Origin of the sequence: Microbulbifer epialgicus (assembly GCF_041447265.1) — a bacterium.
In the GTDB taxonomy this organism is placed as follows: domain Bacteria; phylum Pseudomonadota; class Gammaproteobacteria; order Pseudomonadales; family Cellvibrionaceae; genus Microbulbifer; species Microbulbifer epialgicus.
On the sequence record NZ_JBGMEK010000043.1, the window covers coordinates 17,182 to 38,809 of the forward strand.

The window sequence follows — 21,628 nt, forward strand, 5'->3', positions numbered from 1 at the left end:
CGATGGTTGAGATAGATACCTCTCCGCGCTGGGTGGATACCAGCGAGCAGTTAGCGGCTCTGTGTGTGGAGTGGCGCCAGCAAAGAGCCGTGGCGTTGGATACCGAGTTCATGCGCAGTCGCACTTTTTATCCCCAACCTGCCCTGGTACAGGTTGGAGACGGCAAGCACTGCTACCTGATTGATAACCTCGCAATTAAAGATCTGGAGCCTCTGCGCGACCTATTGCTGGATACAGCGGTCACTAAGATCATGCACAGTTGTAGTGAAGACCTGGAGACCCTAGAGCGTCTGTTGGGAGTGATCCCCGAACCTATTTTCGATACCCAAATTGCTGCCGCTATGGGTGGCATGGGCGCGGGGCTGGGGTATGCGGCCACCGTGCGTGAGTTGTTAAATATTGAACTGCCCAAGAGTGAAACGCGCTCCGATTGGTTACAGCGGCCCTTGAGTGAAGCGCAAAAAAGTTATGCAGCACTCGATGTTGCCTGGTTGCCGGTACTTTACGGTGTTCTGTTGAAGCAACTGAAAGAGTGTGGGCGTGAGGGATGGCTGCGAGAGGACTGTACTGCACTGATCGGTGCGGCACGTAATCCACAGCCGCCAGAACTTTATTACCAGAAAGTAAAAGGAGCTTGGCGTCTGCGCGGCAAGCAGCTGGCAGCTTTACAGGATCTTTGTACCTGGCGCGAGCGGGAGGCACGCGCCCTCGATATGCCGCGCAATCATCTGCTCAAAGAAAATATCTGCATGGCCCTGGCCCAGCAGTTGCCGCGACACAAAGGTGCATTGAGTCAGGCGGGATTTGAAGGCCGGGCTTTGCGGGAGCACGGAGATATCTTGTTAGAGGTCATCTCTCGGGCGGTGGAACGGAGCGATATGCCTTTACGTCTACCACAGCCGCTGAATCGCCAACAGGGGGAAGTGCTCAAGCAGTTGCGGCAACATGTCAGTCTGATTGCTGAGCGCGAGGGGCTGCCCCCCGAAATTTTGATACGTAAGAAAGAGCTGGAGTCGTTAGTACAGGCTCGCAACCCTGAGTTGCAGGGACGCTTGTGTGGATGGCGGGCCCAGGTCATTGGTCAGCCCTTGCTTGAAGTGCTGCGACAACTGCGCAAAGAGGAAATTAAGTGAAAGTTTTATGTGATATCTATCGCAGTCCCAAGAAAGATGAAATGTACCTGTATGTGGACAAGCGAGAGGGTACCGCAAGGGTTCCGGCAAACCTGCTGGAGTTGTTTGGAAATCCCCAGCATTTGACCACCCTGCTAATGACGCCGGAGCGCAAGTTGGCGCGCGCAAATGCTGAGAAGGTCCTGCAAGAACTGCGTGGGTGCGGTTATTATTTGCAGATGCCACCGGTGGTCGATTCCGAAATGCAGGAAATTGCATTGAAGAACAGCAAGCTGCAGCGCTGAGGCTGGAGCATGGCACAGGTGCCTTTCTGGCGGCGCAAATCCCTCGATGAAATGAATGCGTCTGAATGGGAAGCGCTCTGCGACGGTTGTGGGCGCTGTTGCCTACATAGCCTGGAGGATGAGGAGACCGGAGACATATATAGTACCAATGTGGCCTGTCGCCTGTTGGATACCAATACATGCCGCTGCAGCCAGTACAGCCAGCGAAAAGAGCTGGTGCCGGGTTGTATTCAACTACAGGTTGAGGATATTCCGGAGTTCAGCTGGTTGCCGCGTACCTGTGCTTACCGCAGCCTTGCAGAAGGGCGCCCGCTGCCGGAATGGCACCCGCTGATTACAGGGGATATCGAGTCGGTTCACAAGGCTGGCATGTCGGTGCAGGGCGGCGTAATAAGTGAGGCGCTGGTGCACCCGGATGATATGGAAGAACATATTGTCACCTGCGTGGAAACTGGCTAAACGGATGTCGCCGAATATTCTGTCGGGGGCGGTGGAGATTTAGAGTGGATAGTAAATGACAGAAGACTTTCAACTTGCCTGGATAGTTTATGCGGGTTCAACCTTTGTGGTCCTGCTCGCGGGCTGGTGGTTTATGCGCAATTGGCGCTGGAGCTGGCTGCGTCGCACTCTGCTGCTAATTTCTGCGGCGGTATTATTGGTACCGGTAAAAACACCGGTAGCTGAGTCTATAGCGATGCCTGTACTACCCCTCTTCGTATACCAGACGCTATTTGAGGAGAACGGCGCAGTACCGGAAGTGACTGCAAATCTAGTATTTGCTGCTGGGGGCGCGCTGGTGGTGATGGTTTTTTGGGGTATTGTTACCCTGCTGTTGAGATTTCGCCGAGAGCGACGCAGCCGCTTTGACGAAGACCCTTATTTCAACGAGCAGTAACTGCGATAGGAGGCTGACCCCTATCGGCAATTGCTCCAAAGGGGCTAACAGATCGTGTTAGCCTTGATGAGGCTGGCCCGTTTAGAGGGCCGCTGTCCTTTCTTTCCCGATAAATCCCTGCTCCAGACATCAAAGGCGCCACATCCCTTTTTTCAGGGGCTCTGTTACTGGTGACAGCTGCTATATCTATTAAGCAGCTTCCGCACTTGGCGTGAAGCCATACAAGCCGATTTGACTGTCGGTATTTAATAAAGGCACAGCCGCTTCTTGGAAATAATGATCTGTATCGCTTACCGGGTCGGCTAATTCAGAATTTACCGGTATACCTGATAGCCGGACTTTCAGAAAAAATTGAAGATGTGCCCCTGGTGTGTGCTTTTTCCGCCTATGTATGCTGGCGGTGGCTGCCATAGACGGCTGAGGAGTCCTGATGCTTGACCACCTGCTTATTCTCACTGCGGTAATGTTGGTCTCAGGCATTCTCGGTGGGTTGGTGAATTACTATCAGATGCTATTTACCGAAGAGGACCCTGCCGGTCTTGCGCGTTGCCTGATTATGGGGCTGTGCGGCGCATTGATGGTGCCCATTTTCCTGAAGTTCACACAGAGTGACCTGCTTATAGAGATCCAGGGGGATCCCTCCCGCCTGCTGATTTTTACCGGTTATTGTTTGCTGGCTGCTATTGCCTCCCGGATGTTTGTCTTTAATGCCGCGCGTCGCCAGCTGCGCGACGCCAGTATCGCTCGCGCCAGAGTTGAGAATTTGGAGCAGGAGTTGCGCACCATGCAGTTGGAGATGATGCCGCTGCTCGAACACGAAATTGAAGGTGATCTGGAGCAGGGCCCGACGCTGGATTTCAACCAGATCCGCAAACTGGATGAGAATGCGCTGCAGGTTCTCAACTTACTGAACAGTGGCGAGTGTGTATTCCGCTCGCTCTCAGGGATGGTGCAGGATAGTGGGATGGAGACCAACTCTATTGCTCGTGCCCTGAATAGCCTGCTGGTGCTGGAGATGGTGGGTAAGATCCATAGTCACCTCGGCATTCGCTGGTATATCACAGGCAAAGGACGACAGGTGGTGCACCGCCGCGCCACCCAAATGGCCTGACCTCAAACCCGCTCGCTCCCAATTGATCCCACCTACTCGGGCTGGTCATCCAATTTGATCGTTCCCGCCTCGCCTCTCGCCCTGCTGATCAATTATCATTCGTTAAATCAGATAGATAGCGGCGAATACAGGATTGGAGTAGTCATGAAATTTACCGGTACCGACAACTATGTAGCTACCGAAGACCTGCAGATGGCAGTCAACGCAGCAGTCGCCCTGCAGCGCCCACTGTTGATTAAAGGCGAGCCGGGCACCGGCAAAACACTGTTGGCGGAGCAGGTTGCACAGAGCCTCGGGATGAAGCTGATCCAGTGGCATATCAAATCCACCACAAAAGCACAGCAGGGCCTGTATGAATACGACGCAGTGTCGCGCTTACGCGACTCTCAGCTGGGGGTGGATAAAGTGCACGATATCGGCAACTACATCAAGCGTGGCAAATTGTGGGAGGCCTTCGCAGCAGAAGAGCGGGTAGTGCTGCTCATTGATGAGATCGACAAGGCGGATATCGAATTCCCCAATGATTTGTTGGTGGAGCTGGATCGTATGGAGTTCTTTGTTTACGAGACCGGCGAAACTATCAAGGCCAAGCAGCGCCCCATTGTAATTATTACTTCGAATAATGAAAAAGAATTGCCGGATGCATTTCTGCGCCGCTGTTTCTTCCACTACATCAGCTTCCCCGACCGTGACACCATGCACAAAATCGTCGATGTGCATTACCCGGATATCAAGGGGCAGATGGTGGCGGAAGCTATGGATATTTTCTTTCAGTTGCGAGAAGTGCCAGGCTTGAAGAAGAAGCCTTCTACCTCGGAGCTAATCGATTGGCTCAAACTGTTGATGGCGGACGATATTCCCGAGGAAGTATTGAAAAACCGTGATAATAGCAGCGCGATTCCGCCACTCTATGGTGCTCTCTTGAAAAATGAACAGGATGTTCACATGTTGGAGCGTCTGGCATTTATGGCGCGCCGCAGCAACCGCTAATTGAGTGATGGGCTTTGCTCCAGAGAGGATAAACGCTCTCTATGTATATTCCGCCCGGCGTGACCGGGTATTGTTCTTCCTGTGCTGACTGCGAATTACTATGCTGATTGGCTTTTTCCTGAATTTACGCCGCTATAAATTACCGGTATCCATTACCGAACTTTTGGCTTTGCTTGAAGCACTGCAGCAACACTTAGTGTTTGCAGATCTCGAGGAATTTTATTTCCTCGCGCGTGTTTGCCTTGTGAAGGATGAGAAACATTTTGATAAATTTGACCGGGCCTTTGAAGCCTATTTCAAAGACCTTCAGACACTCGATGATGATGATATTGTCGGGCAAATGATTCCTGAAGACTGGTTAAGGGCGGAGTTCCTCAAGCAACTCACCGAGGAGGAGAGGGCCAAGGTCCAAAGCCTTGGTGGACTGGAAAAGTTGCTTGAAGAATTCAAAAAGCGCCTCGAAGAGCAGAAGAAGCGTCACAGTGGTGGCAATCGCTGGATAGGCACCGGTGGCACCAGTCCTTTTGGGAATAGTGGCTTCCATCCCGGTGGGATTCGGGTTGGCGGTAAGGGACGCAACCGCTCCGCAGCCAAAGTGTGGGAAAAGCGCCAATTCAGGAATCTAGATGACAGCATAAGCTTGGGCACCCGCAATATTCAGGTCGCCCTGCGCAAGTTGCGAAAGTTTGCCCGCACAGGCGCTGCTGAAGAGCTGGACCTGGATAACACAATTTCCTCCACAGCGCGCAATGCGGGCCTTTTGGATATCCAGATGGTGCCGGAGCGGCACAACGCGATAAAAGTATTGATCTTTTTTGATGTGGGGGGCTCTATGGACCCTTACGTACGGGTTTGTGAAGAACTGTTTTCAGCCTGCCGCTCCGAATTTAAGCACCTGGAGTACTTTTATTTCCACAACTTTGTCTATGAGTATGTTTGGAGGGATAACCAGCGTCGTTTCAGTGAAAACACATCGCTGCTGGAAGTACTGCGTACATACGCCAAAGACTATAAAGTTATTTTTGTAGGTGATGCCTCTATGGCGCCCTACGAAATTGCTAGCCGTTACGGCAGTGTCGAACATATGAACGAGGAACCAGGTTCCGCCTGGATGGAACGGGTCACCGATACCTACAGCAACCTGATCTGGCTAAATCCGGTAGGAGAGGAGTACTGGCAATATACATCCAGCATTGGAATGACACAGCGATTGGTTGGCGGACACATGTATCCGATGACCCTGGAAGGGCTTGATAGGGCCATCGCCTACCTGGTCAAGGGGCGCTAATCCGCGAATATAATTCTCCAGTACGGTCGATATCTCCCTGGCCGCTTGAAAATTTCCCTACTTGTCATTACCACTAAAATGCTTTGGCGGCACACCGTCGTGATCGGCGGTGATGCTTAGCTCCTCCCTGGTAGTTTCCCCCACAGTGACATGAACCTCTTCCGCTCCGTGCATCCAGTCCACCAATTTTTCACGGATGAAATACAGAATGATTCCCGCAATAATGGCAACCAGGGCCACACCCCCAAAAGTAGCGAGGGGGCCGGAAACCCCTACCAACTTGCCGATTTCTGCGGCTCCTTTGTTGGCGATACCGATAAAGGCAAACCACAGTCCCATCATTAGGGATAAATAGCGTAGGGGGGATAATTTGGTGACTACTGAGAGTCCAATCGGGGACAGGCATAGCTCGCCGATGGTGTGAAATATATAGGCAAATATCAGCCACCAGATACTGGCTTTTATGGTTTCGGAGTCGCCGATTTGTAACGCCGCGCCGCACATTGACAGGAAGCCGATGCCGAGAAAAACCAAGCCCAGGCTGAACTTGGCTGGCGAGCTGGGCTCCCTGTCTCCCATTCCTACCCAGATGCTGGCGATAATTGGCGCGAGGATAATGATAAAAAGAGGGTTCACCATCTGCAGCCAGCTGGCGGGAATCTCCCAGCCCAAGATATTCAGGTCGGTGCGATATTTGGCAAACAGGTTCATTGAGCCGGCAGCCTGTTCAAAACCGGCCCAGAACACCACGACAAAAACGCCAAGTACCAGTATTACCTTAATGCGGTCACGTTCCTCTTGGGTGAGAGGGCGGCGCTTTTCAGCCTCTTTGCGCTTCTGGTTTTTAAGTTCCAGGTGAGCAGAGGGCTCCACCCCGATTTCTCCCAAATAGCGTTTGGCCTGGGTCAATTGCAACAGCAGGCCCAACAGCATACCAACTCCTGCAACAATGAAGGCCAGCTGGTAGTCCACTTTCTCTCCAATCCAGCCCACTACCAAGTAACCGAGGATGGAGCCCAGGTTGATGCCCATATAGAAAATGGTAAATGCGGTATCGCGACGGTGGTCTCCCTCTTCGTAGAGGTCTCCGACCATAGTGGAAATATTCGGTTTGAAGAAACCATTGCCGATAATCAGCAGAGCCAGTCCCAGCCACAGCATATAGATCTCACTGCCATTGGGCAGCCAGGCGTGGGGGAAGCCTAGGGAGAATTGTCCCAGCATCATTAGGGTGCCGCCAAACATAATACAGCGGCGTTGCCCCCAGCGGTTGTCAGCCATCCAGCCGCCGATAATTGGAGTCAGGTACACCAGCATTGCGTACCATCCCAGGTAGCTGAGCGCTTTGGATTGTAATTCAGTATCGGTGAGTTGTTCCCAGCCGAATACTGCGGCGGTGGCCGTGGAGGTCAAGTAGAAAACAAAAATGCCGCGCATACCGTAGTAGCTGAGGCGTTCCCACATTTCTGTACCAAACAGCAGAAACAGGCCTTTGGGGTGGCCAAACAGCTGCCCGGCGCTGGCGGGGGGCTTGGGCTTGATCTCTTGCATAGTACCGCTCGCAAGGTGTGATCCTGAGGCGCAATGATGCTTCTAGAATTGACCTCTATCCGCTCCAGTATAGATGAGCGCCACAATAAGGTTTGATAGCCCTATCGCATCAAGGGGGTATAATCCCGCGTTTGCCATTGCTGTACGAATTATGAGTCACACCGAAGCAGAAAAAATTGTGGGCGCGCTGCAAACCCGTATCCCGGCCTGTATGAGTAGGGACCGGTTTACCCTGCGTAGGACCCTAAAGAACGTGCGACGGCGCCAGAAAGAGGGCAAGCCGGTCGATCGTATGCTGGCCCAGTTAGATCAACAGCTACAAGCGTCTGAAGCCCTGGTGGAAGAGCGTCGGCGAAAGCTACCGGACGTGCAGTGGCCGGAAGCACTGCCCGTGGTAGCGCGGCGTGATGAAATCGCCGGGTTGATCGAAAAGCACCAGGTTGTAGTTATTGCCGGTGAAACCGGTTCCGGTAAAACCACCCAGTTACCGAAAATCTGCCTGTCTCTGGGGCGGGGGATTTACGGCCAGGTCGGCCACACCCAGCCGCGCAGGATTGCCGCTCGCACTGTGGCCAATCGAATCGCCGAGGAATTGCAGCAGTCCTTGGGGGAATCAGTCGGTTACCAGGTGCGTTTTACCGATCACAGTACTGAACATACCCATGTCAAACTAATGACTGACGGTATTTTGCTGGCAGAAATTCAGCGTGACCCACTGTTAAATAAATATGACACGCTGATTATCGATGAAGCCCATGAGCGCAGTCTCAATATTGATTTTCTGCTGGGCTATTTGAAAACTATCCTGCCCAGGCGTCCAGACCTGAAACTGATCATTACCTCGGCCACTATCGACCTGGAGAAATTCTCCCGACATTTTGATGATGCGCCCATTATCGAGGTATCTGGCCGCACCTATCCGGTGGAAATTCATTACCGCCCGGCTGCGGACAGTGGTGCGGATCTCAATGAACAGGTCGTAGCTGCGGTAGAGGAATTACTGCACGAGGAAAAATCCAGCAGCCGGCGCGGCGGGGACATACTGGTATTTATGAGTGGCGAGCGGGAAATCCGTGAATGTGCCAAGGCCCTGCGGGATGCGCAGATTGCCCAGCTGGAAGTATTGCCCCTGTATGCGCGTTTGAGTCTGGCGGAGCAGGCCAAAGTCTTTCACGGCCATAAAGGCCGCCGTATTGTACTCGCCACCAATGTGGCGGAGACCTCTATTACGGTGCCGGGAATTCGCTATGTGATCGACCCGGGTACTGCACGCGTCAGCCGCTACAGCTATCGCAGTAAAATTCAGCGGCTGCCTATAGAGCCGGTTTCCCAGGCCAGTGCCAACCAGCGTGCCGGTCGCTGTGGCCGCGTCAGTGCCGGTGTCTGTGTGCGCTTATATGAAGAGCGGGATTTTGCGCAGCGTCCGGAATTTACCGATGCGGAAATTCTGCGTACCAATCTGGCTGCGGTAATCCTGCAAATGTTGCAGTTGCGTATTGGTGATATCCGCGAGTTTCCTTTTGTTGATCCGCCCGATCAGCGCCTGATTAATGATGGTTACAAGCTATTGCAGGAGCTGCAGGCCGTTGATGGTCAGGGCAGGGTTACCAAATTGGGTCGAGCCCTTTCACGATTGCCGCTGGACCCACGACTGAGCCGTATGTTGTTGGCCGGAGCAGATAACGGCAGTGTGCGTGAATTGTTAATTATTGCTGCCGCCCTGGCCGTGCAGGACCCGCGCGAACGCCCGGCGGAAAAGCGCCAGGCGGCGGATGAAAAACATCGCCAGTGGCAGCATGAACAGTCAGATTTCCTGTCCTTTGTACAGCTTTGGGATGCTTTCGAAACTCAGCGCCAGGAGCTGAGTCAAAATCAGTTGCGCAAATGGTGCCAGAAAAACTTCCTGTCCTGGTTGCGTATGCGTGAGTGGAGAGATATCCATCACCAGCTGCGGGTGGCTTGCCGCGATCTTGAAGTAAAAGAAAACAAAGAGCCAGCGGAGTATGAGGCGGTACATCGGGCTATAGTCGCAGGTCTTCTCGGTAATATTGGCGCTCGCGATGAGAACAAGGAATTTATTGGCTGTCGCAATCGCCGCTTCCATATTTTCCCAGGATCTGGCCAGTTCAAGAAGCCTCCCCGCTGGGTTGTTGCCGTCCAGTTATTGGAAACCAGCCGCTTATTCGCCCATACCGTTGCAAAAATAGAGCCCAGTTGGGTACTGGCTGCATCCCAGCATCTGGTAAAGCGAAATTATTTCGAGCCTCATTTTGATGCCCGTTCGGGTCAGGTGATGGCCTTTGAGAAGGTTTCCCTGTACGGCTTGGTGCTGGTGGAGAAACGCCGGATTCCCTACGGTAAGCTCGATCCGCAAACTGCGCGGGAAGTGTTTATTCGCCAGGCTTTAGTGGAACAGCGTTATCGTGGTAAAGGCCGTTTTTATAAACACTACACAGACCTGCTGAAATCCCTGGAAGAGCTGGAGGCCAAATCCCGCCGCCAGGATATTCTAGTGGATGATGAAGTGGTTTATCGCTTTTTCGATGAGCGTATTCCTGCGGATATCGTTAACCTGGCCGGGTTTGAGCACTGGCGCAAGAAAGTGGAATCCAGTGATCCGCAGCTGCTGTTTATTCCCCGGGAATTGTTGATGCAGCAAAGTGCGGATCACGTCGGCGAAGCCCAATTCCCCGATGAATTGCAGTCGGGCGGCATTGTTTATCCGCTCAGCTATCACTTCGAGCCGGGCAGTGTGGATGACGGTGTCAGCATTCAGGTACCGGTTGCGGCACTGCACCAGGTTCCCGCTGCTCGACTTTCCTGGCTGGTGCCTGGAATCCTACGGGATAAATGTATTGCCCTGGTCAAAGCCTTACCTAAACAGTGGCGTAAATATTTTGTCCCTGTACCAGCGGCAGTGGATAAAGCCCTGCCGCGATTGCGCGTAGATAATGTTCCCTTATGGCAGTCACTGGCACTGGAGTTACAGCGTCAGACGGCGCAGCAGTTGCCAGATAGCGCCTGGGAATCCGCTGAACAATCCCTGGAAGATTATTATCGCTTCAATATCCAAGTGATGGATGAGGCAGGTAAATTACTCGACCAGGACCGCGATCTCTCGCTGCTGCAGGCGCGCTACCGCGATCGGGTGCAGCAGGGGTTAGCGAGTGCAGGAGACAGCTTTGAGCGAGAGGGGATTACCCGCTGGGACTTCGGAGAGCTTCCAGAAACCCACACTCTTAACCAGGGCGGCCTCAAGGTGCGGGCATATCCGGCATTGGTAGAGGAAAAAGACAGTGTTTCCCTGAAACTCCTGCATAACCCGGATGAAGCGCGTCGGTTGAGTCGTGCAGGAATTTGCCGCCTGGCACTGCTGCATTTGCCGGAGAAGGTTAAATACCTGCGCAAGGAGCTACTGCGCGGCAAGGAGTTGGGGCTTTCCGCTGCGGACCTGGGACGGCGTGAGGAGGTTGCAGACGATATCCTGATGGCTGCAGTGCGAGAGGTGTTTTGGCCTAAGGAAGAGTGGCCGCGTACCGAAGCTGAATTTCTGTCCGCGCTGGAAAATGATAGTGACCTGGTGGGAGTGGCCCAGGAAATTGGGGACTTACTGGTCAAAACTTTAGCCCTACTTGTGCCCCTGCGCAAACAGATCAAACAGCAGAAAAACCTGGCGGTTGCCATGGCGGTGGGAGATATACAGCAGCAATTGTCTGGGCTCTTTTATCGCGGTTTTCTGTTCGATACCCCTCTGGAATGGTTGCGTCAGTATGGCCGTTACCTTAAGGCGATCGCTATGCGCCTGGAGAAAGCTGCACTCGACCCGAATCGTGATCGCAAATTACAGGTTGAGTACCACAAGGCCGCGGAGCCCTATGCTGATCTGGCTGAAAAATGTTCAAGCAGGGAGTTGGCTGCGGAAGCCTTGCTAGTGGATTACCGCTGGATGCTTGAGGAGTTCCGAGTATCTCTATTTGCCCAGACCCTGAAAACCGTGATGCCGGTATCTTCCAAGCGCTTGCATAAGGCATGGGTGGAGGCTAATGGGAAAGGGCTGGTAGGTTGATTGCCACTATTGGTATGGGATCACAAAAAAACTGATTTCTTTATGTAATATTCTGGCGACCGGTTCGACAAACCTTATGCGAGTAGGCTATAGGTTCAAAATGGCGTGAGATTCTCACCCTAAGCTGGCTAGCCTCAACAGATGACGGTTTTCCACCCCGCAGCATTATACTGCCGCGGGAGAAAAGAAAGTCTTAAGTACTTCTTATTACTCAGGGTATTAGTTAGGAGATTCATTATGAACAAGAAGCATCTTTCCCCGGTAGCGGCTGCAGTAGGTGCAGCATTTATAGCCTCTGCAGCGATGAATGTGACTGCGGCCACTGGTGAAGCCAACCCGTTTGCCGCTGCAGAGCTGACATCCGGCTATAACTTGGCTCTGGCCGATCATGACGATAAGGACAAAAAGAAAGAAGGCAAGTGCGGCCACGACAAGAAGAAAGAAGGTAAGTGCGGCGAAGGTAAGTGCGGCGAAGGCAAGAAAAAAGAAGGTAAGTGCGGCGAAGGTAAGTGCGGCGAAGGCAAGAAAAAAGAAGGTAAGTGTGGCGAGGGCAAGTGTGGCGGATAATTTAACGCCATACTTGATCGGGGTGGCATTGCGGTAGCCTGCCACCCCGTGCTCCTTTTTCAGCAATAATCTTACGAGGCAAGCAGATAGTGGTGCGCAATTTTCCAGTGGAAGGGGCCGGTCTAGGACTGCGCCGCTCTATGATGGGAGAAGAGGTTCCATCCGGTGCGGTGGACTTTTTCGAAGTGGCGCCTGAGAACTGGATCGGCGTCGGTGGGCGCTATGGCCGTTGGTTTCGCGAATTCACGGAGCGTTACCCTTTTATTCTGCACGGTCTATCTCTATCAATTGGCGCCCCCGAGCCCCTGGATATGGAGTTGGTCAGTTCGATCAAGCAGTTTATTCGCGATCATGATATTCGCTTTTATAGCGAACACCTAAGTTACTGCTCGGATCACGGTCATCTTTACGACCTCCTTCCCATACCCTTTACCGAAGAAGCGGTGATGTATGTCGCCGAGCGGATACGCATAGTGCAGGATGCGCTGGGTCAGCGTATTGCTATGGAAAATGTTTCTTACTATGCCGCGCCAGGGCAGGAAATGAGCGAGCTGGCATTTCTGAAAGCGGTCTTGGAAGAGGCAGACTGTGACCTTTTGTTGGACGTAAACAATATTTACGTAAACTCTATTAATCACTGTTACAACCCCTTTGAATTCCTGCGTGCGCTTCCCTCAGAGAGGATGCGTTATGTCCATGTGGCTGGGCATTACGATGAGGCGGATGACCTGAAAGTGGATACCCACGGCGCGCCAGTAATTGATCCGGTGTGGGAGTTGTTGAATAAAGCCTATGAAATTCACGGTGTGATGCCCACCTTGCTTGAACGAGATTTTAATATTCCACCCCTGCGGCAATTGGTCGAGGAAGTCGAGAAGATCAAAAATATTCAGGCCAGCCATCAAGTAGAAGAAAATTATGTCCTCAGTCGTCGATAAGACCGGCAGATTTCAGGATCTCCAGAGGAATCTTGCCGCCCATTTACGCGCTCCGGATCAATGTACACCGCCTCCCCAAATTGAAGATCGGCGCTTGGCGATTTATCGGGATCTAATTTACAACAATATTGAGTCTTTTATCTCGAGCGGGTTTCCGGTGCTGCGCAGTCTCTATAGCGACGAATCCTGGCGCGCTATGGTGCGTGATTTTGTACATCACCATACTTCTAGCAGTCCTTATTTTCTGCAAATCAGTGAGGAGTTCCTCACTTACCTGCAAAATGAGCGGGGCCAGCGGGAGGGAGATCCCCCTTTTTTACTGGAGCTAGCTCACTACGAATGGGTGGAGTTGGCACTGGATGTCAGTACCGCTGAGATACCTGCCAACCTCAGCCGCGAGGGGGATATATTGGGATTCGTACCAGTGGTATCGCCCCTGGTATGGAGCCTTAGTTATCGATATCCCGTGCATCGTATTGGTCCGGTGTTCCAGCCTCAGGAACCTGATGAAACCCCCACCTTTTTGCTGGTATATCGCGATCGCAGTGATGAGGTGAATTTCATGGAAATTAATGCGGTGACAGCGCGTTTGTTGCAACTGGCCTCAGAAGAGTCAGTCACTGGAGAGCAGCTATTGGCACAAATTGCTGCAGAGTTACCCCAGGTAGATAACAGCGCTTTGAGGAGTTTTGGTGTGGAGCTACTAAAGAAATTTCTGGGTAATGGTGTAATTGCAGGCCTTAAACCTTTACCAGTTGAAAAATAGGTGTCAACAGCTTGTCTTTTGGCGTCATTCTTATTCTGGAGTCCCGCTGCACTTGCCTGAAACTGCTTCATCTTTGACGAATCCCAGCTGCTATGCTGCCGAGGGTAGCTTACGATATGCGAGGGCGTTAGAATCCTTGGTCTTAGTATTTGTTAGTAGAGGAGCAGGGTTTTGCTAGGACGCAGAGTTTTATCGCCCTGGTTGATGGCCGCGCTGATCGCGGTTTCTCCAGTGGGAGTATTAGCGCAAGAAGACCCGTTTGGAGGGGCGGCAACGGAGACCGCCGTCCAGACTGGTACTGATGGGCAGAGTAATACCACCAATGACGAAAGCGGATCGCTGTTGGATGAGTATGGATTTGATCCGGCGGATGAATTCGGTGGTGAAGACGGTGAAGACTTTTCCCAGCGTGATCCATGGGAAGGTTTTAACCGAGCTGTGTTCAGTTTCAATGATGGCGCTGACCGCTACGTATTGAAGCCTGCTGCGGTGAGCTATCGGCAGATTACCCCGATATTTATGCAGTATGGCGTCAGCAACTTTTTTAGTAATCTGGGTGAAGTAACCAATACACTAAACGGGGTGCTGCAGGGTAACTGGGGCCAAGCGGGCAACGATGCTGGACGCCTGTTGATTAATACCACTATCGGTATAGGTGGCCTTTTTGATGTTGCCAAGCATATGGGCTTGGAGAAGGGTGACGGTGAAGACTTTGGTCAGACCTTGGCGGTCTGGGGTGTACCTTCCGGTCCCTATCTGGTTCTGCCGTTACTGGGCCCCTCCACTTTGCGGGATACGCCGGCGAGAGTGGTGGATTTCTATACTAACCCTTTGACCTATGTGGACCATACTCCTACCCGCTATGCGTTGAAGGCAACCGATATTGTCCAGAGCCGCGCAAGCCTGTTAAAAGCGGAATCCCTCCTGCAAGGAGATCGCTATGTATTGCTGCGTGATGCCTACCTACAGCGCCGGGATTTCCTGATCGTGGATGGCGAAGTGGAAGTACAGGATGAAGCCGAAGCCGCTGAAGCAATTGATCAGGGTGAAGTCGAAGAATCTAGTGACTACTGATAGCCAGGTAGTTATACAACCTTCCTCAGGGGCCTCATATGGCCGGCCCCAGTAGCCTCTTATTAACCGATGATGAGCGCTCCCGCAAATTCTTGCGTGGAGCGCTTTCATGTCAAGGTTTCTCCGTTGCTGAAGCGAGCAGTGGGGATGAGGGTATCCAACAGTTTTCTCCAGAGCTGTTTCAATTGGTGGTAGTCGATCTCCAGTTACCGGATATGAAGGGGCTGGAAGTACTGCGTCATATTAAACGTTTGTCGCCAGGCACTGCTGTTGTCATGATCTCTGATAGTGGTGAGGCGGCTACTATTTTACAGGCCATGCGCCTGGGTGCCTGCGATTATTTTCTCAAGCCTGTTAAGGAAGCAGGTCTGATCAACGGCGTTATCTGCCGTATTGCGGAAGAGGAAAATCTCGCCCAGCAGAATCGTGAATACCGGGAAGCTTTAGAGCACCGCAATATAGAATTGCGCGATCATGTGGAGCTTTTGCGGCGGGATCAAGAGGCTGGCCGCCTATTACAACAGCACCTTCTGCCCCGCACTCCTTACAGCTACCCAGGTGGTATCGAAGCCGCCTATCGTTTGATCCCCTCTTTGTATCTCAGCGGTGATTTTGTCGATTATGGCCTGTTCGGTGAGCGTTTTGTGGCCTTTTACCTGGTGGATGTATCGGGGCACGGAGTCTCATCGGCGCTGGTTACTGCACTGATCAAACACAGCATTATGCACCGACTGAGTGAGCGTCCACTGTTCACCCAGCTGGAACTCCTGGGGAATGACTTGTTGGAAATCCTCGAGCTGATCAACCGAGAGCTGCTATCCACCCATATGGGCAAACACGCCAGTATGTTTGTCGGAGTAGTAGATACGGCTGCCCGCCAGTTGCACTATGCCGTCGCAGGACAGATTCCCATGCCAGCCCTTGCCAGTAATGGTGGCGCCGACTGGTTGCCCGGTAAGGGTCGACCCTTGGGCATCTTTGAGCGGGGAGACTGGCAGGTAATGTGTGCTGAACTCCCGTCCAACTGGCGCCTGGTGGTATGCTCCGATGGGGTGCTGGAACTATTGCAGGGGGATCTGCTGGAAAAAGAGGCTCGGCTTCTGCAGCTGATCGCCGGTAGTGAAGGCGAATTGAGCAGTTTGTGCCAGAGCCTCAAAGTGGATACTTTTGGCGCCTTGCCGGATGATATTACGATTTTGACGTTGGGGCACGACTAGAACCACTGAATTTGAATCGACCGACAAGTCGAATTTCATGCCCTAGCGCTCTTGTCAGTCCGAGCGGTCAGGAGTAAGCTCCGCCCACTTTATGCACAAAATTGCGCAAGGCGGCAAAATCTCCGAGCGCAACTAGTGTTCTCTACCAGTGAACTTTTGCCATCCGCCTGCACATTCATTATCAGGTGCGCACGGATGAGCCAGGGGTTGTTATGCAGTCCGGGCAAATTATGGTTGGAGCCCATGAGGGCGTTTACATCATCAAGTTAATTGGTGATGTACGACTCAACCTTTGTACCTCATTCGATAGCTTTATCGACAATATGTTTGCGCGGGGTGACTTTGCCGGCGTAGCTTTCGATCTACATAGTGCGGAAGGTGTCGATAGCACCACTCTCGGCTTGATGGCAAAAATAGCAATTCGCGCGCAGGAGCGCGGCTGTCAGAAGCCCCTGGTTTTTTCCGCTGACAAGGGAATTCGGCACCTGCTCGATGCCATGGGCTTCGACTCTCTGGTGGAGATCAGTGATGAGCACCGCGACTTTTCGGTGGAGACCAAACCCTTGCTCTGCAATACCCCGGACGAATGCGCTGCACGGGAGAAGGTGCTGGAAGCCCATCGTGTTTTAATGAGTATGAATGAACAGAATGCTGAGACCTTTCGCGACTTGGTTCATACTCTCGAACGGGAATGTGAGCCATTCGGTAAGCGATCGACCCACCTGCACTGAATTACTTATCAACAAGCACTTCAAAGCCTTGTACGCCAGCGAGTCAGGTGTCTTTCATATCCCGTGCCTCTGCCCTGGCCCGGGTGAATAATCCGTGAGGTAAGTAGATCAGCTCGGATACCCGGCGGATCAGGTGCTCTTCAAAGGCTTCGATCACGTTATCGGAAAAAGCTACCTGCCACATCTGGCGGACCAGTTGGTATTTGTCCTTTTCGCTAAATTGATCGTTGACCGCTTGGGTGAATTCGAACAGCGAAGTGGCTTCCTCCCGCTGCTCTATTGCCTCATCAATGATTTCGGCGGCGCTGTGAGCATCCAGTGCATAGTGTTGACACAATAGCTGGAGCAGGTTGTCGCGCTCGCGCTGGTCCAGCTTTTGATCAACGGTGGCTACCTCGACCAGGAGCGCGGCACTGATCATACGCACGTCTTTATCGTCGCGGGCTTCTACATCGGCATGGGTGCCAATTTGTTGAAACAGTTTACGAATTTGTTGCAGCATTAGCTTCCTGGCGCCCTATGACTTGGCTTTGTAGCAGCATTTCGAGGCGCTGCTGGTCTTTGACAAAATTGCGGATGCCCTCTGCGAGTTTTTCTGTGGCCATCGCATCGCTGTTCAATTGAAAGCGGAATGCCGCCTCCTCCATTCTATGTGTTGGTCGGGGCAGGGGCTCGGTAATTAACGGTAGGCCACCTATGAGCATTCCCTCGCTTTCCTCCAGGGACTGCAGCAGCTGTGGACTGATGGTGAGCCGGTCGCAGCCAGCCAGAGCCTCGATCTCCCCGGGGTTGCGAAAGCTGGCTCCCATCACAATGGTGTCGTAGTCGCGGGATTTGTAATAATGGTAGATATTGCGCACAGAGAGTACACCGGGATCCTCGTCGCCCCTGAATTCCTTGCGCTCTCCCTTAGCCAGGTGCCAGTCGAGAATACGGCCGACAAAAGGGGAGATAAGTGTGGCGCCAGCCTCGGCGCAGGCGATGGCCTGACACAGGCTGAACAGCAAAGTGAGATTGCAGTGAATACCTTCCCGCTCCAGGATTTCCGCGGCGGCGATACCTTCCCAGGTGGAGGCTATTTTAATCAGTACCCTTTCCCGCTCCACACCTTCGCGCTCGTAGAGGGCGATAAGGTGCCTAGCATAATCAACGGTGGCGCGGGTATCGAAGGAAAGGCGCGCATCCACCTCCGTAGACACAACACCGGGTACAAGCTGCAATATCTCAGCGCCGATACCAACCGCGAGCTTGATTGCTGCCAAGCGTGCTGTTTCTGTTGGGGTGCCATGCCCCTGGTAGCGTCCGGCCCATGCCAGTGATTCACTGATTAGCGTTTGGTACTGGGGAAGCTGGGCGGCCTTGTACAGTAGTGATGGATTGGTGGTAGCATCTTGTGGACGGTAGCGACGAATAGCTTCGATATCGCCGGTATCAGCCACTACTTGGCTGCGCTGCCTGAGTTGTTCCAGTTTATTCATAGCGTTTCCCTCAATCGCTTCTTCACTCTCATCTCCGACAGTGATTCCCCCTCTGCGCGGGAGAATCACGCGGCTTGGGTAACTAGTGTTAATGCCTTTTCTACAACTTCAGACCCTGCGCCTTTTTTATGAGCGTTTTCGCTAAGGTGACGGCGAAATCGTCGCGCACCAGGTAATCCTTGAAAAAGGCCGAGCATGTGCCGGGTAATGTGGTTAAGGCGCTGGCCGCGCTGTAGCTCGTTTTCGATATAGGGCAACATTTGTTCGACTACGTGAGCGGCATCCGGCCCCTTAGCTTCACCAAACAGCTGTTTATCTACTTGGGCCAGGATTATAGGGGTCTGGTAAGCGGCGCGCCCGAGCATAACACCATCAACGCGCTGTAAATGTTGTAGGCTCTCCTCGAGGGAGTTGATACCGCCATTAATAACGATCTGTAAATGAGGGTAGTCTTGCTTCAACTGGTAAACCATTTCGTAATTCAGTGGTGGAATCTCCCGATTTTCCTTAGGACTCAGGCCTTTTAGCCAAGCCTTGCGGGCATGCACGATAAATGTATCGACGCCTGCACCTGCTTGGGCCTCCACAAAGCGGGTCAGGCCGAGGTAGTCCTCCATATCATCAATGCCGATCCGGTGCTTTACCGTAACCGGAATGGATACTGCTTCACGCATGGCGTTCAGGCCTGCAGCAACCACATCGGGTTCTGCCATCAGGCAGGCGCCGAAACGGCCGGACTGCACCCGGTCGCTGGGGCAGCCACAATTTAAGTTGATTTCAGTGTACCCCCAGTCTTCGGCAATTCGAGCGCACTTCGCCAACTCTTGAGGGTCGCTACCACCCAATTGCAGGGCGACGGGCTGCTCTGTGGTGTCGAACTGCAAGTGCCGCTCCCGGTCGCCGTGCAATATCGCTCCGGTAGTCACCATTTCTGAATACAAGCGCGCGCGCTTACTCATCAAGCGCCACATATAACGACAATGGCGATCACTCCAATCTAAAAGTGGCGCGGTACAAAAGCGGTGGGGGCTGAATTCTGACATAACTTCTTGATTTTACAGCGTTTAATACAATTGCGAGCTTTTACTTCGAACCTTTTAGATGCGCTCAAAAACGCCGTCATGCTCGGTTTTTCCTGCCTGCGTGGTCCCTTACTGGCTGGTACAAGAAAATACTTGTACCAGCCAGTAAGGGAGTGATGGCCACGATCAGGGCATGGAGGAATGCCAAGGGGGAGTTGCGTTATACAGCACAGATCCGAATTTTCAGGGGCTCAAGGGTAGTTTATACGGAGTCGGAGACGTTCGGCAAAAAAGCCCTGGTCAAGACCAGGGCGGTTAAGCGGGCGGCTGAGCTTCGCGACCCTGCTGAGTGGCATAAAAGCAAACACCGAGGGATTACCCTAGGTCAGGTGCTGTAGACCTATCTGGACTATTTTATCGACATGGGAAATTTCAGAGGTTCCAAGCATTTCACTATCAAAATGCTGATTGAACGGCCGAACACTAATATCGATGCGCCCTGGAATAAGCTTCTCTCTCACCTCGGTTGTGAAGAGGCTTGTCCTTTTCTGGCAGGCGTGGCCGCCTGTTGAGCCGGCTAGCTTCCTTCACTTTTGCCAAGTGTGTCGCTTGCTGTGGAAATCTAGACGTAAGAATTGACCGCTTCTTCAGCATTCATGTGAAAGTCAAAGAATAATGTGATTGTTATCAAGATGCTCTCCTTGTCAATCACACAAGTTTGTGTGGGGCTGAATGATGTTCGTGGGCGATAATCCATTTGCCGAGTACTTTTTTGAGCCCAAGCGTCAAACGACATATAGACTCCTTTGAGCCACCGATACGTAAAACTCCTGTAGCAAAAGCGACATCATTCCCACTAGTAACTCTAAGTTCTTCTATAACAAAAGCGTCACTGCTTGGCCGTTCGTATTGAAAAAACAAGTTCCATGTTTTTTCGTATTCTGCTATTCCCTTTGACTGAACTGGTTCTGGCACGTCGAACATTAAAATGTCTTCTGTATGGTTAGCGAGAATCCCCTTCATGTCACCGGTCTGAATAGCTTTTTCCCACAAGTCGATCACTTCGCGAATCTGAACCTCGTCCATAGTCGAATCCTCATGAATGTGACCTCAAAATATCTTTATAAATTTGGGCGTCTAACACCAAGTTCACAGGCTGTGCTACAGATGCAGTACCCTGTTTTTTTGTTGTCTAGCGTGTTTAAGTTTGAATTTGAATTATTTTAACTGGTTCACCTTTTTTTAACTATTTTTAAGTGATGCTGTGGCAGCGCTTGCACCAAGTAATGCTGTACCTCCAAATCGATTAAACCACTTTTTTGCACTATAGGATTGTATCCTTTCTCCTAGCTTACCTGCGAACAAAGTGTAAGCGGTGATGTTTAATGCAACGATTGATATGAAGCTAATAACTAAGATTGATATTTGAGGTAAAAATGCAGAATTTGGATCAATAAACTGTGGCAGGAATGCAACAAAAAAGACAATATCCTTTGGGTTTAAGGCAGTGACTAAAAATGCACTCTGAAATAGCGAGGCTGGATTTGAGTCACCTGTTTTCTTTGTGTAAGCATCTTTTTCTACTTTTGCAAAAAAGGTTTTTATGCCTAGATAAATAAGGTAGACAACCCCAAGCCACTTTAAGATTATAAACAGCGTTGAAGATGCGGCCAATATTGCTCCCAATCCCATAAGAGATAATGACATTGCAGTTAAATCACCAGCGAGTACGCCAGCCACTAAAGGAAATACAGACTTCTTTCCATGAGATAGTGCTTGACTCATAACCAATATGACAGTTGGCCCCGGGATTATACAGAATATAGTAACTGCGGCAACGAATGCCATCCAGATTTCAATATTCAAAATCTATCCTCCATGTATAGTAATACCTAACAAAGACTATCGTGTTTTAAGAGAAAATTCGAGAGTTATAGATGTTGGTATATTACGGGAGCCAGATGACGTCGCCAATACGGGCTGAAATATGGCGTCGAAGGCACGAAATGTAGATTAGTGAGCCTTGCTGGCGCTTGATTTTTTATGTGTTGGCCTCGTCAAAAAGTCTCCTTATCAAATGTTGAATGAACTTCCGGCGTTTCCAGCTGGCAATAGATCTAATTGTTAGGTCATTAGTTTGTTTCCACTGTCGGCCTTCAATTTTTAGTAAGTTCAATGCAGTCAGCGAAGTATTAGTACTAAAAAGGGGGAAGGAAAGTATACCCTGCGCACGGGACCGTATGAGGCATGGATACCAATTACGAGCTTACAGGGATATATTCACAGCGAGTCCCGAGCGCAGGGTGTTCTTTCCTACTGACCCAGTAGTATGGGTAGCTATCGATTTTTTCGGGGTGACTGGCAGTGCGTCAGGTCGGTATATTATTTGGTGCCTCTTAAAATAAATCCAAGCTGGACCTAGATTGCCAACATAAGTGACACACGCTTGCCCGCCAGAAATTCTAGCGGACTCAAGTAATTTAATACCTTCCTTGGGCGGGTGTTGATTCGGAATAC

Annotated in this window: 22 protein-coding genes; 15 read left to right on the plus strand and 7 right to left on the minus strand. The window is 51.7% G+C overall.

The window, feature by feature from the left end; all coding sequences use genetic code 11:
- The first annotated feature begins 2 nt into the window (after positions 1-2).
- The 4 genes from rnd to ACCI49_RS16400 are packed head-to-tail and all read left to right on the plus strand — an operon-like array spanning position 3 to position 2,312.
- Positions 3-1,133 (plus strand): ribonuclease D, encoded by a 1,131-nt coding sequence (gene rnd, locus ACCI49_RS16385; RefSeq protein ID WP_371840161.1) that lies wholly within the window; start codon positions 3-5, stop codon positions 1,131-1,133.
- Positions 1,130-1,417 carry a YcgL domain-containing protein gene (locus tag ACCI49_RS16390; protein ID WP_371840163.1) on the plus strand — a complete coding sequence of 96 codons (288 nt, stop codon included), beginning with the start codon at positions 1,130-1,132 and terminating at the stop codon, positions 1,415-1,417. The genes rnd and ACCI49_RS16390 overlap by 4 nt, the downstream gene beginning before the upstream one ends.
- A 9-nt stretch (positions 1,418-1,426) precedes the next feature.
- The gene (locus ACCI49_RS16395; protein WP_371840164.1) at positions 1,427-1,876 is read left to right on the plus strand and encodes a YcgN family cysteine cluster protein; all 450 of its coding nucleotides are present in this window, start codon (positions 1,427-1,429) and stop codon (positions 1,874-1,876) included.
- 55 nt (positions 1,877-1,931) lie between these two features.
- A complete protein-coding gene (locus tag ACCI49_RS16400) occupies positions 1,932-2,312 on the plus strand; it encodes a hypothetical protein (protein WP_371840165.1) in 381 nt (126 codons plus the stop codon).
- Between the two features lie 189 nt (positions 2,313-2,501).
- Here ACCI49_RS16400 and ACCI49_RS16405 read toward each other — a convergent pair whose 3' ends face one another.
- A complete protein-coding gene (locus tag ACCI49_RS16405) occupies positions 2,502-2,723 on the minus strand; it encodes a hypothetical protein (RefSeq protein ID WP_371840166.1) in 222 nt (73 codons plus the stop codon).
- A gap of 19 nt (positions 2,724-2,742) precedes the next feature.
- On the opposite strand from ACCI49_RS16405, the gene ACCI49_RS16410 reads away from it, so the two are divergent.
- The 3 genes from ACCI49_RS16410 (at position 2,743) to ACCI49_RS16420 (ending at position 5,701) form a co-directional block, all read left to right on the plus strand.
- Complete coding sequence (locus ACCI49_RS16410; RefSeq protein ID WP_371840168.1) at positions 2,743-3,423, plus strand: YEATS-associated helix-containing protein; 681 nt, start codon at positions 2,743-2,745, stop codon at positions 3,421-3,423.
- Positions 3,424-3,567: 144 nt separating this feature from the next.
- Positions 3,568-4,413, plus strand: a complete 846-nt coding sequence (locus tag ACCI49_RS16415) for an AAA family ATPase (RefSeq protein WP_371840169.1) — start codon at positions 3,568-3,570, stop codon at positions 4,411-4,413.
- 100 nt (positions 4,414-4,513) lie between these two features.
- The gene (locus tag ACCI49_RS16420; protein WP_371840170.1) at positions 4,514-5,701 is read left to right on the plus strand and encodes a vWA domain-containing protein; all 1,188 of its coding nucleotides are present in this window, start codon (positions 4,514-4,516) and stop codon (positions 5,699-5,701) included.
- 57 nt (positions 5,702-5,758) lie between these two features.
- Here ACCI49_RS16420 and ACCI49_RS16425 read toward each other — a convergent pair whose 3' ends face one another.
- Positions 5,759-7,252 (minus strand): peptide MFS transporter, encoded by a 1,494-nt coding sequence (locus ACCI49_RS16425; RefSeq protein WP_371840172.1) that lies wholly within the window; start codon positions 7,250-7,252, stop codon positions 5,759-5,761.
- Between the two features lie 151 nt (positions 7,253-7,403).
- Between ACCI49_RS16425 and hrpA the strand changes: the two genes are divergently transcribed.
- From hrpA to ACCI49_RS16460, 7 genes are all read left to right on the plus strand, one after another.
- The gene (hrpA, locus tag ACCI49_RS16430) at positions 7,404-11,318 is read left to right on the plus strand and encodes an ATP-dependent RNA helicase HrpA (RefSeq protein WP_371840173.1); all 3,915 of its coding nucleotides are present in this window, start codon (positions 7,404-7,406) and stop codon (positions 11,316-11,318) included.
- 237 nt (positions 11,319-11,555) lie between these two features.
- Positions 11,556-11,885 carry an HvfA family oxazolone/thioamide-modified RiPP metallophore gene (locus ACCI49_RS16435; RefSeq protein ID WP_371840175.1) on the plus strand — a complete coding sequence of 110 codons (330 nt, stop codon included), beginning with the start codon at positions 11,556-11,558 and terminating at the stop codon, positions 11,883-11,885.
- A 92-nt stretch (positions 11,886-11,977) separates the two neighbouring features.
- A complete protein-coding gene (locus ACCI49_RS16440; protein ID WP_371840177.1) occupies positions 11,978-12,823 on the plus strand; it encodes an HvfB family MNIO-type RiPP peptide maturase in 846 nt (281 codons plus the stop codon).
- Positions 12,804-13,589, plus strand: a complete 786-nt coding sequence (locus ACCI49_RS16445) for an HvfC family RiPP maturation protein (protein ID WP_371840179.1) — start codon at positions 12,804-12,806, stop codon at positions 13,587-13,589. Before ACCI49_RS16440 ends, ACCI49_RS16445 begins: the two co-directional genes overlap by 20 nt.
- Positions 13,590-13,760: 171 nt before the next feature.
- On the plus strand, positions 13,761-14,663 hold the full coding sequence (locus ACCI49_RS16450) for an MlaA family lipoprotein (protein ID WP_371840180.1): 903 nt from the start codon (positions 13,761-13,763) through the stop codon (positions 14,661-14,663).
- A gap of 38 nt (positions 14,664-14,701) precedes the next feature.
- The gene (locus tag ACCI49_RS16455; protein WP_371840181.1) at positions 14,702-15,880 is read left to right on the plus strand and encodes a SpoIIE family protein phosphatase; all 1,179 of its coding nucleotides are present in this window, start codon (positions 14,702-14,704) and stop codon (positions 15,878-15,880) included.
- Between the two features lie 212 nt (positions 15,881-16,092).
- Positions 16,093-16,611 carry an STAS domain-containing protein gene (locus tag ACCI49_RS16460; protein WP_371840182.1) on the plus strand — a complete coding sequence of 173 codons (519 nt, stop codon included), beginning with the start codon at positions 16,093-16,095 and terminating at the stop codon, positions 16,609-16,611.
- Positions 16,612-16,654: 43 nt separating this feature from the next.
- On the opposite strand, the gene ACCI49_RS16465 is transcribed toward ACCI49_RS16460, so the two are convergent.
- From ACCI49_RS16465 to dusA, 3 genes are all read right to left on the minus strand, one after another.
- Positions 16,655-17,113 carry a tellurite resistance TerB family protein gene (locus tag ACCI49_RS16465; protein WP_371840183.1) on the minus strand — a complete coding sequence of 153 codons (459 nt, stop codon included), beginning with the start codon at positions 17,111-17,113 and terminating at the stop codon, positions 16,655-16,657.
- A complete protein-coding gene (gene tal, locus ACCI49_RS16470; RefSeq protein WP_371840185.1) occupies positions 17,094-18,089 on the minus strand; it encodes a transaldolase in 996 nt (331 codons plus the stop codon). The genes ACCI49_RS16465 and tal overlap by 20 nt, the downstream gene beginning before the upstream one ends.
- A 65-nt stretch (positions 18,090-18,154) precedes the next feature.
- Positions 18,155-19,132: a tRNA dihydrouridine(20/20a) synthase DusA gene (gene dusA, locus ACCI49_RS16475; protein ID WP_371840187.1), complete on the minus strand. Its 978-nt coding sequence runs from the start codon at positions 19,130-19,132 to the stop codon at positions 18,155-18,157.
- Positions 19,133-19,287: 155 nt separating this feature from the next.
- On the opposite strand from dusA, the gene ACCI49_RS16480 reads away from it, so the two are divergent.
- Positions 19,288-19,509, plus strand: a complete 222-nt coding sequence (locus tag ACCI49_RS16480; RefSeq protein ID WP_371840188.1) for a hypothetical protein — start codon at positions 19,288-19,290, stop codon at positions 19,507-19,509.
- 310 nt (positions 19,510-19,819) lie between these two features.
- Here ACCI49_RS16480 and ACCI49_RS16485 read toward each other — a convergent pair whose 3' ends face one another.
- Together ACCI49_RS16485 and ACCI49_RS16490 are read right to left on the minus strand one after the other, a co-directional pair.
- Positions 19,820-20,197 carry a YybH family protein gene (locus ACCI49_RS16485; RefSeq protein WP_371840189.1) on the minus strand — a complete coding sequence of 126 codons (378 nt, stop codon included), beginning with the start codon at positions 20,195-20,197 and terminating at the stop codon, positions 19,820-19,822.
- Positions 20,198-20,353: 156 nt separating this feature from the next.
- Positions 20,354-20,977 (minus strand): LysE family translocator, encoded by a 624-nt coding sequence (locus ACCI49_RS16490; protein ID WP_371840190.1) that lies wholly within the window; start codon positions 20,975-20,977, stop codon positions 20,354-20,356.
- Between the last annotated feature and the right edge of the window lie 651 nt (positions 20,978-21,628).

Bases quoted from the DNA above. Each gene is read 5' to 3' on its own strand.
- dusA (WP_371840187.1), bottom strand. From the start codon at position 19,132: ATGTCAGAATTCAGCCCCCACCGCTTTTGTACCGCGCCACTTTTAGAT.
- rnd (WP_371840161.1), top strand. From the start codon at position 3: ATGGTTGAGATAGATACCTCTCCGCGCTGGGTGGATACCAGCGAGCAG.
- ACCI49_RS16465 (WP_371840183.1), bottom strand. From the start codon at position 17,113: ATGCTGCAACAAATTCGTAAACTGTTTCAACAAATTGGCACCCATGCC.
- ACCI49_RS16395 (WP_371840164.1), top strand. From the start codon at position 1,427: ATGGCACAGGTGCCTTTCTGGCGGCGCAAATCCCTCGATGAAATGAAT.
- ACCI49_RS16415 (WP_371840169.1), top strand. From the start codon at position 3,568: ATGAAATTTACCGGTACCGACAACTATGTAGCTACCGAAGACCTGCAG.
- ACCI49_RS16420 (WP_371840170.1), top strand. From the start codon at position 4,514: ATGCTGATTGGCTTTTTCCTGAATTTACGCCGCTATAAATTACCGGTA.
- ACCI49_RS16455 (WP_371840181.1), top strand. From the start codon at position 14,702: ATGGCCGGCCCCAGTAGCCTCTTATTAACCGATGATGAGCGCTCCCGC.
- ACCI49_RS16480 (WP_371840188.1), top strand. From the start codon at position 19,288: ATGGCCACGATCAGGGCATGGAGGAATGCCAAGGGGGAGTTGCGTTAT.
- ACCI49_RS16405 (WP_371840166.1), bottom strand. From the start codon at position 2,723: ATGGCAGCCACCGCCAGCATACATAGGCGGAAAAAGCACACACCAGGG.
- ACCI49_RS16460 (WP_371840182.1), top strand. From the start codon at position 16,093: ATGCAGTCCGGGCAAATTATGGTTGGAGCCCATGAGGGCGTTTACATC.
- ACCI49_RS16435 (WP_371840175.1), top strand. From the start codon at position 11,556: ATGAACAAGAAGCATCTTTCCCCGGTAGCGGCTGCAGTAGGTGCAGCA.
- ACCI49_RS16410 (WP_371840168.1), top strand. From the start codon at position 2,743: ATGCTTGACCACCTGCTTATTCTCACTGCGGTAATGTTGGTCTCAGGC.
- ACCI49_RS16445 (WP_371840179.1), top strand. From the start codon at position 12,804: ATGTCCTCAGTCGTCGATAAGACCGGCAGATTTCAGGATCTCCAGAGG.
- ACCI49_RS16425 (WP_371840172.1), bottom strand. From the start codon at position 7,252: ATGCAAGAGATCAAGCCCAAGCCCCCCGCCAGCGCCGGGCAGCTGTTT.
- ACCI49_RS16485 (WP_371840189.1), bottom strand. From the start codon at position 20,197: ATGGACGAGGTTCAGATTCGCGAAGTGATCGACTTGTGGGAAAAAGCT.
- tal (WP_371840185.1), bottom strand. From the start codon at position 18,089: ATGAATAAACTGGAACAACTCAGGCAGCGCAGCCAAGTAGTGGCTGAT.
- ACCI49_RS16400 (WP_371840165.1), top strand. From the start codon at position 1,932: ATGACAGAAGACTTTCAACTTGCCTGGATAGTTTATGCGGGTTCAACC.
- hrpA (WP_371840173.1), top strand. From the start codon at position 7,404: ATGAGTCACACCGAAGCAGAAAAAATTGTGGGCGCGCTGCAAACCCGT.